The organism is Streptomyces violascens (assembly GCF_014649955.1).
GTDB lineage: Bacteria > Actinomycetota > Actinomycetes > Streptomycetales > Streptomycetaceae > Streptomyces > Streptomyces violascens.
Genome location: NZ_BMUA01000018.1, coordinates 131,002 through 143,499, shown reverse-complemented (window position 1 = coordinate 143,499; position 12,498 = coordinate 131,002). Strand labels below are relative to the sequence as shown.

Below are 12,498 nucleotides of genomic sequence, written 5' to 3'. Positions count from 1 at the left end.
ACCGCGGTGAGTTGATCAAGCCGCGAGCAGTTTAGACAGACGCTCGGCTGGGGTTTCCCAGCCGAGCGTCTTGCGTGGGCGGCTGTTCAGTTCGGCGGCGACGGCGTCCAGGTCCTCACAGGTGTGGCGGGACAGGTCGGTGCCCTTGGGAAGTACTGCCGCAGCAGGCCGTTGGTGTTCTCGTTGGAACCGCGCTGCCAGGGGCTGGCCGGGGCGCAGAAGTAGACCGGGACGTCGGTGGTGACGGTGAAGTTGTGGTGGTAGGCCATCTCCGTGCCCTGGTCCCAGGTCAGGGACCGTTTCAGGTGAGGCGGAAGAGTCTGGACGGTCTCCGCCAGCGCGGTGCGAACGGCGGCGGCTCCGTGTCCGTGAGGGAGGTGGACGAGCATCAGGTAGCGGGTGCTGCGTTCGACCAGAGTGGCAATGGCGGAACGGGACTTCGTGCCGACGATGAGGTCGCCTTCCCAGTGGCCAGGAACGGCACGGTCAGCTGCTTCGGCGGGCCGCTCGCTGATCATGACCATCGGGTGCGGGAACCGCTGCCTGCGGCTTGCTGCCTGCCGGTGAGGGCGGCGCATGGCGCGTCCGGTGCGCAGAGCGCGGGTCAGTTCCCGCTTCAGCTCACCGCGGCTCTGGACGTAGAGGGCCTGGTAGATCGTCTCGTGGACCACGTGCATCTCCGGCCGGTTGGGGAACCGTCTGCGCAGAGCGTGGCAGATCTGCTCGGGGCTCCAGCGTCGGGCCAGGTGCTCCTGGACGAAGTCTCGTAGCTCGGGGTTCTGACCGATCTTGCCGGGCTTGGGCCGTGGCTTGCGCTTGTCTGCCCGCCGCTGGGCGGCGTGAGGGCGGTAGTACCAGCGGCCGTCGGACAGGACGGTGCGGTTGCGGTGGACTTCCCGGCTGATGGAGGAGGGGCTGCGGTCCAACTCGGCCGCGATCGTCCGGATGGATGCCTTCTCTCGCAGCCGGTCAGCGATGTGGATGCGGTCGGACTCGCCCAGGTACCGGGACGGGGCAGCCGGTTCGGGGGCTTCCGCAGGCGGAGGCGGCACCACCTCACGGGGCTCCCAGGGCAGTCCCGTGTCGACGATGGGGGCGGACGCCTTCTTCTTTCCGGATGCCTGCCGGCCGTAGCGCCATCGCGTGCCTGTGCGGCGGTTGATGCCGACGACCCGGCAGGCTTCCGTGTTGCTTACCCCAAGATCCACGAGCCGAAGGTATGCCTCCCGCTCACGGGTCAGGGGCTTGCCGCCGTAGTTGCCCCGCTCCTCGCGGATCTCGAAGTCCATTGCACCCCTTGAGCTGGGGTGTTGCGACGACCACTAGAAGGGAAGCCCATGGCGAGGCCCTGTCGCCGTTCCCGGCCTGCCAAAGGGCCGCCCGGCCGCGCTCACGCCTGGCCAACCCCCGCCTGCAGCACAAGCCGGGCGGGGCGGTGACCTCTGAAGAGGAAATGCCGCCTTGTGCGGAATTGGGTGGAGGGCTTCGTGGCGGGGAGCTGATACTGCCCGGGTGATCACTTTTGACGAACGCGGCGACCATCCGTGGCGGCTGCTGGATGCATCCTGGGTGCGGTGGCAGCAGCGCACGCGGCCGCTTGCAGCGGACCATCCGCTGCACGGCCGGCTGATCTACGAACCGGTGACCTCCGGATTCGAACGCGGTCACCTCCGTGCGGTCGAGGACCTGCTGGCCGACCGCGGCCCCCTGCGACACTGGTACCGCCCCCCGCAGGAGGAGAGCCGGGAGCTGACGGCACGCCTGGTGGCGGCCGGCTCCCGGGCGATACCGAGCGTCTGCCTCGCCCTGACCCGCTTCCTCTTGGGCGCACAGGCCCGCTGGACGGTCGACCCCCAGCGCGTACTCGCCGAGTGCGCGCTCGGCGGGCACATGGCATGGAGCACCCACGGTGTCCTCGTCACGTGCGGCCACAAGCCGGTCGCCGAGCCCCGTACCGACCCGGTGGCCCTCGCGGCGGTCAGCGCGGCGCTGGAACGCTGGACGACACACCCGGACGTCTTCTGGGAACCGGCCCGGGCCCTGTCCGAAGCCAGCATCGCAGCCGTGCACGCCCTCGGCGGCTGGCAGCAGGCCACCGACGCGGAACTGCGCACCTGGGCTGGAGCGGATTCGGTACAGGAGTGGGCGCTGTGCGACAGCTTCGACGTCGAGGACTGCGGGATCTGCCGGCCCGACCACTTCATGGCCGGGCACCTCGACAACGACACGACCTCCAGGTAACACGGCGCGTGCGGAGAAAGCCTCTGGCGGTAGGCCGTGATCAGCGGGGCAGGCGTCGCTCGCGCCAGGCATGGACGAGCTGTTGGGGCTTCGATGGCTGAAGGAGGCGCCGGGCTTCGGCCGGGCCGGAACTCTGTTCCCGGATCAGTGGCGTGTCGTCACGGCCGACGACGACTGCCGCCACCGTTCACCCGCTCCGGTGACCTGCAGGCCAAACAGGCAGTGCATCAAAGTTGTGCTTGATGCAATACGGTCGTGGTGTCACTCAGACTCCAGGACCGGCGCATCTCGTGCCGGCGCCCGACATCGTTCATCTCGACCCGGCCCCGGCGATGTTCGCCACGATGAAAGCGGCTGGGTTCGGCAGCGGCCGGGTGATCTGTCGAAGCCGCCAGCCACCCGGCCCACCAAGGCAATTAGCCCTGGGTTACGTCGATGATGTGTTCCAGCATGGTGAACTCGGCAGGACGCACGGCAGCGAGACCGTCCTGACGATTGAGACCCACGCACGGTGGGCAAGACCTGTGGCTTTGCTGTGAAGCGGGGCGGGGCGACCAGACGGTGCGGCTGTTTATCGCCCTGCGCGAAATGGCGTGATCTCACGGGCCAAGGTTCCGGCGAAGGGGGTGCCTGCGATGCAGAGTCGGCCATCGAGCATGCCCGGGCGCCAAGGCTGCAGCCCCCTCTACCCAGGCGACCAGCAAGCCGTCGCAGAGTTCAGCGCCATGCTCACCGCTCGCCAGCCGCCGGCCTCTGGACTGGCCGCGGCGACGCCGCCGTAGACATCGGCGAACTCGGGCGGCCCCTCCCCGATGGACGCCGACCCGGCCGCTCTCCGTACTGCCCCGCACCACCATCCGCTGGGGTAATCGGCGGGGCTGCGCGGTGTCCGTTCGGTCAGCCGAGGTCGGGCGACCGGTCCTCCCGTGGAGGTCACCGTGTTCCTTGCCCGTCATTCCCTCATGGACGCGGGCTGCCGCCTGCTTCGGGTGGCGACGGGCCTACGGCGACACCGCCCAGGTAGTGGCCTGCTGGCCGAGCAGACCAAGACTGCGTACACGCAGACCGCCGACCATGCGCAGCTGGCAACCGCCAAGAACGACAGCGTCCTGGCCGTGTAGCTGGACGTCCGCGGCCGTGTCCTGGTCGAGCCGGTTCTTCCTCGGCGGGCCCGGCCCAGGGGCGTGCAGGGAGACTGGCTTACAGCCCTGGTGTGGTGCTCTCCAGCCGCCGCTGCAGTGACTGCAGCAGGGGCAGGTCCACGGGCAGTGTCTCTGGGAGCTGGGCCAGATCCTCCAGTGCCTCCCGGATGCGTGAGGGTGTCGGGGCGTAGGTGAGGAAACGCTCCACCTCCTCTGCGGCCTTGTCCCATTCGGGCAGCGCGCAGTAGATCACGAGGAGATTCCCGCTTGCGTGAACGGCGTCGGAACCCCCTGCAGATGCCTCAGCCGTAAGGATGTGCACGGCTTCACGCCAGTGATCGTGCTCCAGCGGTCTGCCGAGGAGCCGCAGAGTTACCGCGACTTCGAAGTGGTTCCAGGCATCTCCTGACCTGAGTCCGATGGCGCGGTTGAAGTCGGCCAGGGCGTCGTCGTAGCGGTTCATGCTCCGGTAGGTGCTGCCGCGGTTGATGTAGGCCCAGGTGTAGGTGGGGTCGATTTTCGATGGCGCGGTTGAAGTCGGCCAAGGCATCCTCATGGCGCCCCGCGAATCAGTAAGCGGCACCGCGGCTGGCGATGTACTCGCTGTCATCGGGGCTCAGTTCGATGGCGTGGCTGAGGTCGCTTACGGCATCGGCGTAGTGATCCAGGAATCGATGCGTGAGACCACGTCCGAAGTAGGCGCGGTCGAGGTCAGGGTCGAGGGCAAGGGCTCCGGTGCAATCGGTCAGGGCCTGCTGGTAGCGCTTGGCGTGGCGGTATTCGCGACCCCGGAGGCTGAGAGCCAGTGCCTGGTCGGAGGCAGCAAGCCCGGGGGCGGTCAACAGCTGGGTCAGGGCGGCGACGACGTCACTGTCGTCGGTGTCAGGGTCTGGGGGGACCAGGCCACGTCGTCAGGAAGGGGGCGTCGGTGTCGGTGCCGGCCTGGGTGAGGACCTGGCTCCATCGGCGCAGGACGTCGGCTCCCCGGTCGCAGGCGTGGATCGCTTGCTGGAGGACGTCGGGGAGGGCTTGGTGGGGGTCAGCGCACAGGCGGTGGTAGCTCTCGTTGAGTTGGTGTTCGAGCCAGGCGGTGTCGCCCCACCGCCGGTCGTCGGGAAGCGTCGATTCCAGGGCGTGGCGGCGTTGTTGGTAGATGTCGGCGAGGCGGGTGTGGTGGTGCTGCCAGTGTGCGGGTGACTGGGTGCGCTGCAGGCGGAGCATGGGGGTGCGTACGACGTCGTGGTACCGGCAGCGGCCGGCCTGGCCGGTGACAAAGGGCAGGCCGCGCAGCCAGGCGTACTCATCTATCGTGACGTCGGATATGAGGGCGTGGAAGAGGTCTTCGTCCAGTTGCAGGGGCAGCGCGCAGAGCTGGGCGGCGGTACGTCGGCTGGGGTCGGTTTCCCATTTGAGGAAGCGTTCGACGGCGGTGTCGGAAGGGTCGCCGATCTGGCTGGTGTGGTGGGGGCGGGTCTGGGCGAGCAGGTCGACCAGGACGGGCAGTCGTCCGGTCAGCTGCAGGATGACCTCGATGACGTCCGGGTCGGTGACGCCGCGGGCGCCCAGCAGTCTGCGGGCTTCCTCGTCGTTGAATACCTGCAGGGGTACTTCGGTGACCAGCTCAAGGTGGTCACCCCAGCAGCCGGTGTCGAGCCGTCCCTGCCCGGCGAGCACGGCGACCAGGTTGGCAGGGAGCTCTCCGTATTCCTCACTCGTCAGGACATCCCGCAGCCAGGTGTTCAGTACTGGCCCGGTCTGCGGGATCGATCGGCGGCCACCTGACGTTGAGGCCGTCGTGGACGACGGAGAAGTGATAGGCCAGTTGCTCCGCGAGCTGGAGGAGCCGGGTGTGCTGTTCTGCGGAGACCGGTACTGAGTAGGCCTTTACGGCGCGTAGGAACATGCGTAGGCCGAGGTCGGCATCGGCATGCTGGACGATGTCGTAGAGCGCCGACAGTGTTTCCGATGTCGGGATGGCATTTTGCAGCTTCGTGGCGAGGTGGTCAATCTCCGCTTTCACGATGCTGCGCAGGTCCTCCTCGCCTACCTGGGGGCGATGCCCGTCGAAGCTGGCTGAGGTATGGAGGTCTGCTTCATCTCCCTGGGGTGGGCAGACGTCCGAGATGCGTTGCAGCCACTGCCGCATCCCTTCGCCTTCCTCGGTCGGGTCGAAGCACCCTCGCGTAGCGGCCAACCACACACCCCGCAGGGGCCCCCTCAGACAAGGGGGCATCGAGCAGCAACCGAACATCGGTGCCTAGCTGTTGGTCCTCCTGCTCCGTCACCAGTTGCTCCGCAACCGAGAGGACTACTTGAGCGTCGATCCGCAGGCCTACACGTGAGCAGACCATTCCGGTCAGCCCGCTGAGGCCGAGGTCGTCCGAGTAGTCCATGTAGTAGACCGGGCGCGGTCTCGTCATCACAGATCCTCCTGGTGGGTGCGGGTGCCCCTCAAGCAGAGGGGCGCCCGCGATCCCCCAATGTCAGTCAGCCTGCTGCTGGCAGCGGGAAGGACTGGCACATTCCACTGAGCCAAGGCCCGCATTCACGGCGCATGGGCAGAGCCGTACCGGCTCCTCACTCACACCCTCGCCGGGCCTGACCTCGCAATCGGCATCGATCTGCGTGCCTGAGCGCACCAAGCGGCCCCGCCCCTTCGCTCTTGTTCCAGCTTGTTCCAGCCCGTCGATGAGGGCCGAAGTCGCCTCTCCGGCGCCAGGACCGCTCAGAACAGTTCGGTGCCGTTCATATCAGGGCCGCCCCAACCAGCGCCCAGTCCCCCGCCCTTGGTGCCGGGGAGCAGGGTGAGTATGTGGCCAGTGCCCAGGGCGTCGTTGTAGTGGTCGCCGTTGACGGACAGGACGTCGCCCACGGAGACGATGTCGGGGTAGTCGGCTATGCCGGGCAGCGGGGCCCGGTCCCCGAATCCGCCTTGACCGTTGCCGGGATAGCGCCAGAATCTGTTCGCGGTGTCGCTGGCGATGAGATCGCTGTGGCCGTCGCCGGTGATGTCCCCCATGCCGGCGAAGGTGCGGATGGAGTTCCAGGCGGATCCGATCTGGGTCCGGTTGCCGAACGAGCCGTGGCCGTTGCCCGGGTAGAGCCACAGGGCTCCGTTGCTGTCGGTGGCAAGCAGGTCGCCCCGGTTGTCGGCGGTGAGGTCACCGACGACTTTGATGAGGCGCATGCTGTTCCAGCCGCCTCCGAGGCTGGTGCGGCTGCCGAACGAGCCGTGGCCGTTGCCGGGATAGAGCCACAGCACGCCGTCCCGGTCCCGGGCGAGCAGGTCCTCGTTGTTGTCGCCGGTCAGGTCTCCGTGACGGGTGAAGGCGGTCATGCTGTTCCAGCCGCCGCCGAGGAGCACGCCGCTCTGGTCACCGGGGAGGTAGTAGAGGTTGCCGGTGCAGTTGTTGCGCTGCAGCAGGTCGGCCCGCCCGTCCCGGTTCAGATCCCCGAAGGGCCGGGTGGCATGGTCGGCTGGTTCTGCAGTCCAGATTGCGGAGTACGCGCCTCCGGAGAGGCAGCTGGTGGGCTTGGCCGCTGCGTGTGCCGGAACGACAGACGCGGCAAGAAGTCCCAGCCCGGCGGCAGCCATGGCGAGGACAGAACGGACGGTAGGGCGCATGGAGTCTTTCCCCCAGAAGAAGATTCGGATCGCTCCGAACTAGCCAGCGGATTCTATGCAGCCGTGCAGCGGGCTTGATCCGGCGGCTGGTGCCGCTCCCGATCAGGCCGCTGTCTGCCAGGACGCAGCTTCAAAACGTGTTTTGAGCCGCCCCGGTTCGAGCGGGCAGGCGGCCGCTGCCCGGCTCTCCACGAGCAGATCCACCCGGATACCGGATCCGTGGTCGGTCTGACTACCGCCCACCTCAACCACCAGCCGGAGGACTGCCGTGAGGCCAACTGGCTTGCAGCATGCAAGCTTTGGCGTTTTCCGGATTGGTCACGGGTATCACCCGGTCACCAACTGGCTCAACCTCGCCGCCCGCGCGGCCGCTGCCGGACGTGCTGTTCGCGGTGGTCGTTGACGCGTTCGTGTGCGTTATCGGGGTGGTGATCACGGGGTGGGCGCGGCGAAGGCCGTGTCCACCTTCCTCGGTGTCTCGGCCAGGGGCCGACCGGAGACTCACATGCTCTCGTCCGACGAGGACGAGGCTTCAACACGGCCATGGGGGGCGCCGACCAGGACCTCGCCGCCGCCCTCGGTGCGGTCGTCGTCGACGCGAACCCGCTGGATGGCACGCTCCACGGCTTCAATGGGCAGGCGGTCGGCGACATCGCGACCTACGAGAAAGCGGCCAAAAAGGAAGAGGCGGAACGCAAAGCCGACGCCGAACACAAAGCAAAGGCCGACGCCCACCAGGCCGGGCTTCTGAGAACACTCGTCCGGGGCGTCAACGGCGCCTCCCGCGGGTTTTCCCAACCGGGCAATCTCGGCAGCAAGTTGATCAGCGCCGGCGTTGAGGGACTGGCCGACGCCACCGGGTTCAACAACACCCAAGGGATCAGCCTGAGCGGCTCACTCGGCCTCGGCATCGGTCTCGGCGGCGAGATCTCTCTGGTCAACACCCGTACCCCTGACGGCCGTTCCCAGATCAACTTGATGTATTCCGGCTCCACCACCACCGCAGGGTGGGACTTCGGAGCGTCCGCCAACGTCGGTGTCGTCAAGAGCAACGCCGACGACATCGTCAGCTCAAAGGCACGGGCTGGGACAAGAGCGGCTCCATCCACCCAGGCGTCGGCCTCTGGGGAAGCCACCAGAACGCCATCGGAACCACCAACTCCAAGGGCGACGACGTCGCAACCTTCGAAGGCGGCCTGGGCCTCGGTCTGGGAGCCGAAATCTCCACAGGCTTCAGCCAGGCCGACGGATGGACCCTGTGGGAACAGAAGAAGGAGAAATGATGTTCTTCGCCGCCATTGGTGCCGTCTTCTTCATCGCCGGCCTGCTCCTCGTAACCAACATCGCGAATGCCGCTGAACGCGCCTTCCACCTGTTCGCCCAGCTCACCCCACGCGTCGGAACCGCAACCCCCAGAACTCTTCGCATCGTCGGCGGCTTCTGGGTCCCCCTCGGCGCCTTCTTCCTCACCGTTGGCATCCTCCGGTAACCACCTCAACCCCGGCAAGAGCCGACCCTCGCCAGGTGTCAACTCCTCTTCAATCCCCAGACGTGTCGGCGTTCACATGAAAGGGACCCTCACCTGAAGAAGCTGGACGACCGGTTCGAACAGATCCTGAAACCGCCCAGGAGCGCCCGCACCAGGAAGCAGCCGCAGTGAGCGAGGCGTTTGGATTCCTCAAGCCATCCGGCTTCCACGACCTGGCGCCCAGTCCGGGAGAAAACGGTCAGGGACAGACCGACGAGTCTGGCGAGGCCGGCGCCGGTCTCGATGACGGCGCCGGGCGCTCGGTCGGGGCGAAGGCCGCCTTCTCGCCTGCCAGTTCACGGACGCGCGTGCCGCGGTGGCGAGGATGCCGTCGCTGAGCGCGAGGTGGCTCAGAATCCAGTCGGTGGCAGAGCGTGGGTCCGCGGCGCGGGCGCTGGTGTCGCTGATCGCTTCGGCTGCGGTGAGCAGGCGGTGGTAGGCGGCGTCCGAGTTCGATGGTGTCCATGAAATCTCCCAGGTGAAGGGGTGGCCGGAGCCGGTTACTCGGCGGCGGTTTCGCTGGGGGGCGAGGTGCGGTGACGTGCTCGGGCGAGGGCGAGCAGCACGATCAGGCACAGCAGCGCGACGACGCCGGCGAAGTACTGCACGGCGGAGAGAAGCCCGGTCACGGTGGCGAGGAGTCCGACGCCGATGACGGGCAGGCCGACGCCGAGGTAGATGATCACGTAGAAGCTGGAGATCACGTCGGCGTGGCGGCCGGCGGGGGCCGCTTGGTTGATCGTGGTGAGACCGCCGAGGAATACCAGGCCCTGACCGGTGCCGGCTGTCACGGTCGCGGCGAGCAGCAGGATCAGGGAGGAGTAGCCGCCGGCGAGGACGAGCAGGACCAGGCCGGCCGCCAGGAGCGGGAGGCCGAGGAGCTCCTGGGCCTGGGCCGGCCTGCCGTAGCAGGCCAGTTGGGCGAGCGCGGAGCAGATCAGCATCAGTGCCACGGTTGCACTGCCCAGCAGCAGGTTCTTGCTGCCCGAGAGGGTGGTCACGTAGGCGGGGACGAGGGTGAGGAACAACCCGATCACGGCGAACGCGAGAAAGCCGGCCGTCCCGCTCGTGGCGAAGGCTGCCCGCATGGTCGTGGGGATCTCGGGTCGGCGGGGGCGCCACCGGGCTGTTGATCGTGTCGTCGGCAGCGTCGTGATGATGGCCGCCGCGGGCACCAGCAGAACGATTTCCACTGCGAACGGCAAGGCATCGGGTGCCGGGGCGTATTGGGCGAGGAAGCCGGCCAGCACGGGTCCAAGTCCCAGGCCGCCCACGGACGTCACGGTGGACACCAGTGCCGCCTTGCGTCGATTGCCGGTGGGCTCCAGTTCTGTCAGCGCCGCGGTCAGCGGTCCCGAGGCCGCGCCGAGTGCTACGCCCTGCAGGATGCGGGCGGCGAACAGCCACCCCGTACTCGTGGCGAGGGCGAACACCAGCGATCCCAGCGCAGCCAGGGCGATGGCCGGCAGCAGCACGCGGCGCCGTCCGACCGCGTCCGAGGCCGGGCCGGCGACCAGGAGGGACGGGATCAGCGCGGCCACGTACGCGGAGAAGATCAGCGTAACGACCAGCGGCGAGAACCCGAATCTCGCCTCATAGCCCCGGTATAACGGCGTCGGCAGGTTCGTGCCGGTCAGCAGGGTCAGCAGCGCGTAGGCGGTGCCCCAAAAGCGCCATCGGTCCCTGGAGGCGGGTTGCCCGTCCAGGTCCGTACTCGGCGAGCCGGAATGCAGGGCCGGGCAGTCGCGGTGGAGTGGCGTGCCGCGGTGTGCGGCGGTGAGGCGATCGTGCTGCATCCGTTCCTCCAAGCATCATGTTCGACGTTTCCGAACATAGCACATGTTCGAGAACGCCGAACATGTGCGGGTATGCTGGGGACATGGCCAGCCGAACCGCCACCGAACTCGTCCACCCCGACCGTGCCCAACTCCGGTTCACCACCGTGCTGACCGCGCTCGGGGATCCGGTGCGGTTGGCCATCGTCGCCCGACTCGCCGCCGTCGAGCCGGACGGCGAACTGGCATGCACAACGTTCGCACTGCCAGTCAGCAAGTCCACCCAAAGCGGCCACTTCAAGACTCTCCGGGAAGCCGGCGTGATCCGCCAGCGCGACGAGGGAACCCGGCGGTTGAACCGGCTCCGGCGCGAGGACCTCGACGCCCGCTTCCCTGGCCTGCTCGATCTAGCCATCCCGCAAGGACGCGAGGTGATCGCCAGCTGGTCACCCGAGGCCTGAGCCACCCCGGCCCTGAAACGGATGATGCCCCGTGGCCAAGTGCCGGGCCGGAAGTGTCCTCAAAGCCGATGACGTGTCACCCCTGTTGGAGCTGACGCACGATCTCAGCGACGTCCAGGGCATGGTGGGAGATCAGCGCGTTCCTCCGGAGCCGTGATGCGCGGAACAAGCAAAGAAGGCGCAGCGGCACACCCGAACTCCACGACCGCCGCCATCCACCACCCCGAACAGACCCCGGAAACGACGAAGATCTCGCCCCCCACTTTCGGCGGAACGGGATCTCGTGACAGCTCTTGAGAGAACTCAAGAACAGTCGTTGTTGTGGGGTGTTCACAAGCGGGTCCGAGCTGGGCGAATGCTCGGCCATGGGGGTCGTTTCCGATGAGCGCGTAGATCGTTGCCCGTCGGAGGCATGGCCAGGCATGTCCAGAGCTGCGCGGATGATGTTGCAGTGACGCACATCAGTGATGACCACGTGAAGGTCAGCTTCCGTATGGAAATTGATGAGGATGGCTGGCCGCCGTCGAGCGTGGAGAGCCTGTGGGCAGTTGATCTCGGCGACGGAACAGTGCGGTTGGACAACACGCCCTGGTTCGTGCGCGGAGCCGCCAGCTGCGACATCATTCGCGTGGAGGTCGACGAGGAAGGCGTTCGTTGGGCCGGAGAGACGGTTCAGGCCTCCGAGAACTGCACGATCCGGTTGATTGTATTGAAAAACGGAGGCTCGGCTGCCGCCCGGCAGAGCGTGCTGGAGATCTTTCACCGGCTCGGTACGACCGGCGAAGGGATTGCGCGGTACCGGATGGTCGCCCTGGACGTCCCTGAGGATGCGGACCTCCGACGGATTCGCCGGCTTCTGGAGCATGGTGCGGCCAAAGAGTGGTGGCACTGGGAAGAAGGATGTGTCACTCCCGCTTGGCGGGCCACGGCCGCACGCTGAGGCAGTCCGTCCGGGGGCTACCTGGGCCTGGGCCTTCCTCGAGAGCAGCGCCTGCCGACGGCAGCTGTACGCGCGTCGCCGGGCTCAGATCGCACGGTCTGGCCGCCTGATCCACCAACTGCCAGTCATAGTTGAGATTTGGCTGTCTGGAATGGCGGAGTGGTCCGATGAAGCCCTGCCCCTCGGTCTCCCGCCAGCAGGCCTGGGTCCGGTTCCGGTTCGGTACCCGGGCCTTCGGTTCGCTCTTGTTGGCCTCCTCCTTGTCCATGCCGGCGGCCACCAGATCGTCACGGCCCCGGCGCCACTGGTCGTAGACGGCAATCTTCATCCTGAGCACGAAGTTGAAACCGCAGCGGGACACGGTCGCATACCCGTGCAGGATCTCCACCTGGGCCACGCCCCCGCCCCGGGCACCCAGGCGATACCCGCCCACAGCCCGGTCCCCGTGCTGTGGGTACGGCCTGGCCCCTACACCCGCGCCCAGCCCGACCAGTGGCAAAGCGTCCTCGCCGCCACCGAGAACAACCTCCGCCTCCACCACCAACCCGGGACCCTCGTCAAACTCGCCGCCTACCTCCACAGGCGCACCCAGGGCTACATGCCCACCCTCCACCAACTCATCTGCCAGGCAGCCCAGGCAGCCATCGAAGACGGCACCGAAACCATCACCCTCGACCACCTCGACACCCTCCACACCGGCCACCACGACCCCCACAACTAGAGTGTGCTCGGAGTTGGGAGCTTTCGTAGTCGGCTCGATCGGCGATCCTTGCTCCGGCCTCAGAC

The 12,498-nt window shown here is 67.4% G+C and carries 15 protein-coding genes and 1 pseudogene; 7 read left to right on the top strand and 9 right to left on the bottom strand.

Going from position 1 to position 12,498, the window contains the following annotated elements:
• Positions 1-15 precede the first annotated feature (15 nt).
• Positions 16-1,289, bottom strand: a pseudogene (locus IE206_RS29210) (IS30 family transposase).
• A 223-nt stretch (positions 1,290-1,512) separates the two neighbouring features.
• On the opposite strand from IE206_RS29210, the gene IE206_RS29205 reads away from it, so the two are divergent.
• Positions 1,513-2,241: a hypothetical protein gene (locus IE206_RS29205; protein WP_189967258.1), complete on the top strand. Its 729-nt coding sequence runs from the start codon at positions 1,513-1,515 to the stop codon at positions 2,239-2,241.
• A gap of 938 nt (positions 2,242-3,179) precedes the next feature.
• Complete coding sequence (locus tag IE206_RS29200; protein WP_189967256.1) at positions 3,180-3,362, top strand: hypothetical protein; 183 nt, start codon at positions 3,180-3,182, stop codon at positions 3,360-3,362.
• A gap of 79 nt (positions 3,363-3,441) precedes the next feature.
• Here IE206_RS29200 and IE206_RS29195 read toward each other — a convergent pair whose 3' ends face one another.
• The 6 genes from IE206_RS29195 to IE206_RS29170 form a co-directional block, all read right to left on the bottom strand.
• The gene (locus IE206_RS29195; protein ID WP_268254455.1) at positions 3,442-3,933 is read right to left on the bottom strand and encodes a tetratricopeptide repeat protein; all 492 of its coding nucleotides are present in this window, start codon (positions 3,931-3,933) and stop codon (positions 3,442-3,444) included.
• A gap of 19 nt (positions 3,934-3,952) precedes the next feature.
• Positions 3,953-4,225, bottom strand: coding sequence for a tetratricopeptide repeat protein (locus IE206_RS29190; RefSeq protein ID WP_189967252.1), 273 nt, complete (start codon positions 4,223-4,225; stop codon positions 3,953-3,955).
• A 40-nt stretch (positions 4,226-4,265) separates the two neighbouring features.
• Positions 4,266-5,057, bottom strand: coding sequence for a hypothetical protein (locus tag IE206_RS29185; protein ID WP_189967250.1), 792 nt, complete (start codon positions 5,055-5,057; stop codon positions 4,266-4,268).
• A gap of 34 nt (positions 5,058-5,091) precedes the next feature.
• Positions 5,092-5,529 (bottom strand): hypothetical protein, encoded by a 438-nt coding sequence (locus tag IE206_RS29180; RefSeq protein WP_189967248.1) that lies wholly within the window; start codon positions 5,527-5,529, stop codon positions 5,092-5,094.
• Between the two features lie 579 nt (positions 5,530-6,108).
• Positions 6,109-7,008, bottom strand: coding sequence for an FG-GAP repeat domain-containing protein (locus tag IE206_RS29175; RefSeq protein ID WP_189967246.1), 900 nt, complete (start codon positions 7,006-7,008; stop codon positions 6,109-6,111).
• A gap of 501 nt (positions 7,009-7,509) precedes the next feature.
• Positions 7,510-7,884 carry a hypothetical protein gene (locus IE206_RS29170; RefSeq protein ID WP_189967244.1) on the bottom strand — a complete coding sequence of 125 codons (375 nt, stop codon included), beginning with the start codon at positions 7,882-7,884 and terminating at the stop codon, positions 7,510-7,512.
• Positions 7,885-8,015: 131 nt separating this feature from the next.
• Here IE206_RS29170 and IE206_RS29165 point away from each other — a divergent pair, with 131 nt between their 5' ends.
• Positions 8,016-8,291, top strand: a complete 276-nt coding sequence (locus IE206_RS29165; RefSeq protein ID WP_189967242.1) for a hypothetical protein — start codon at positions 8,016-8,018, stop codon at positions 8,289-8,291.
• Positions 8,291-8,497, top strand: coding sequence for a hypothetical protein (locus IE206_RS29160; RefSeq protein ID WP_189967240.1), 207 nt, complete (start codon positions 8,291-8,293; stop codon positions 8,495-8,497). Before IE206_RS29165 ends, IE206_RS29160 begins: the two co-directional genes overlap by 1 nt.
• Before the next feature lie 539 nt (positions 8,498-9,036).
• On the opposite strand, the gene IE206_RS29155 is transcribed toward IE206_RS29160, so the two are convergent.
• Positions 9,037-10,332 (bottom strand): MFS transporter, encoded by a 1,296-nt coding sequence (locus IE206_RS29155; protein ID WP_189967238.1) that lies wholly within the window; start codon positions 10,330-10,332, stop codon positions 9,037-9,039.
• An 83-nt stretch (positions 10,333-10,415) separates the two neighbouring features.
• On the opposite strand from IE206_RS29155, the gene IE206_RS29150 reads away from it, so the two are divergent.
• Together IE206_RS29150 and IE206_RS29145 are read left to right on the top strand one after the other, a co-directional pair.
• The gene (locus IE206_RS29150) at positions 10,416-10,772 is read left to right on the top strand and encodes an ArsR/SmtB family transcription factor (RefSeq protein WP_189967236.1); all 357 of its coding nucleotides are present in this window, start codon (positions 10,416-10,418) and stop codon (positions 10,770-10,772) included.
• 451 nt (positions 10,773-11,223) lie between these two features.
• Positions 11,224-11,712 carry a DUF4265 domain-containing protein gene (locus tag IE206_RS29145; RefSeq protein ID WP_229853247.1) on the top strand — a complete coding sequence of 163 codons (489 nt, stop codon included), beginning with the start codon at positions 11,224-11,226 and terminating at the stop codon, positions 11,710-11,712.
• On the opposite strand, the gene IE206_RS29140 is transcribed toward IE206_RS29145, so the two are convergent.
• Positions 11,678-12,100 (bottom strand): hypothetical protein, encoded by a 423-nt coding sequence (locus tag IE206_RS29140; RefSeq protein ID WP_189967232.1) that lies wholly within the window; start codon positions 12,098-12,100, stop codon positions 11,678-11,680. The two genes, IE206_RS29145 and IE206_RS29140, sit on opposite strands and share 35 nt — an antisense overlap.
• Here IE206_RS29140 and IE206_RS29135 point away from each other — a divergent pair.
• Positions 12,086-12,433 (top strand): hypothetical protein, encoded by a 348-nt coding sequence (locus tag IE206_RS29135; protein ID WP_189967230.1) that lies wholly within the window; start codon positions 12,086-12,088, stop codon positions 12,431-12,433. The two genes, IE206_RS29140 and IE206_RS29135, sit on opposite strands and share 15 nt — an antisense overlap.
• The last annotated feature ends 65 nt before the right edge of the window (positions 12,434-12,498 follow it).

What these genes read in the sequence shown, in the direction of transcription:
- IE206_RS29160 (WP_189967240.1), top strand. Translation starts at nt 8,291, where the DNA reads ATGTTCTTCGCCGCCATTGGTGCCGTCTTCTTCATCGCCGGCCTGCTC.
- IE206_RS29180 (WP_189967248.1), bottom strand. Translation starts at nt 5,529, where the DNA reads ATGCGGCAGTGGCTGCAACGCATCTCGGACGTCTGCCCACCCCAGGGA.
- IE206_RS29150 (WP_189967236.1), top strand. Translation starts at nt 10,416, where the DNA reads ATGGCCAGCCGAACCGCCACCGAACTCGTCCACCCCGACCGTGCCCAA.
- IE206_RS29175 (WP_189967246.1), bottom strand. Translation starts at nt 7,008, where the DNA reads ATGCGCCCTACCGTCCGTTCTGTCCTCGCCATGGCTGCCGCCGGGCTG.
- IE206_RS29155 (WP_189967238.1), bottom strand. Translation starts at nt 10,332, where the DNA reads ATGCAGCACGATCGCCTCACCGCCGCACACCGCGGCACGCCACTCCAC.
- IE206_RS29195 (WP_268254455.1), bottom strand. Translation starts at nt 3,933, where the DNA reads ATGCCTTGGCCGACTTCAACCGCGCCATCGAAAATCGACCCCACCTAC.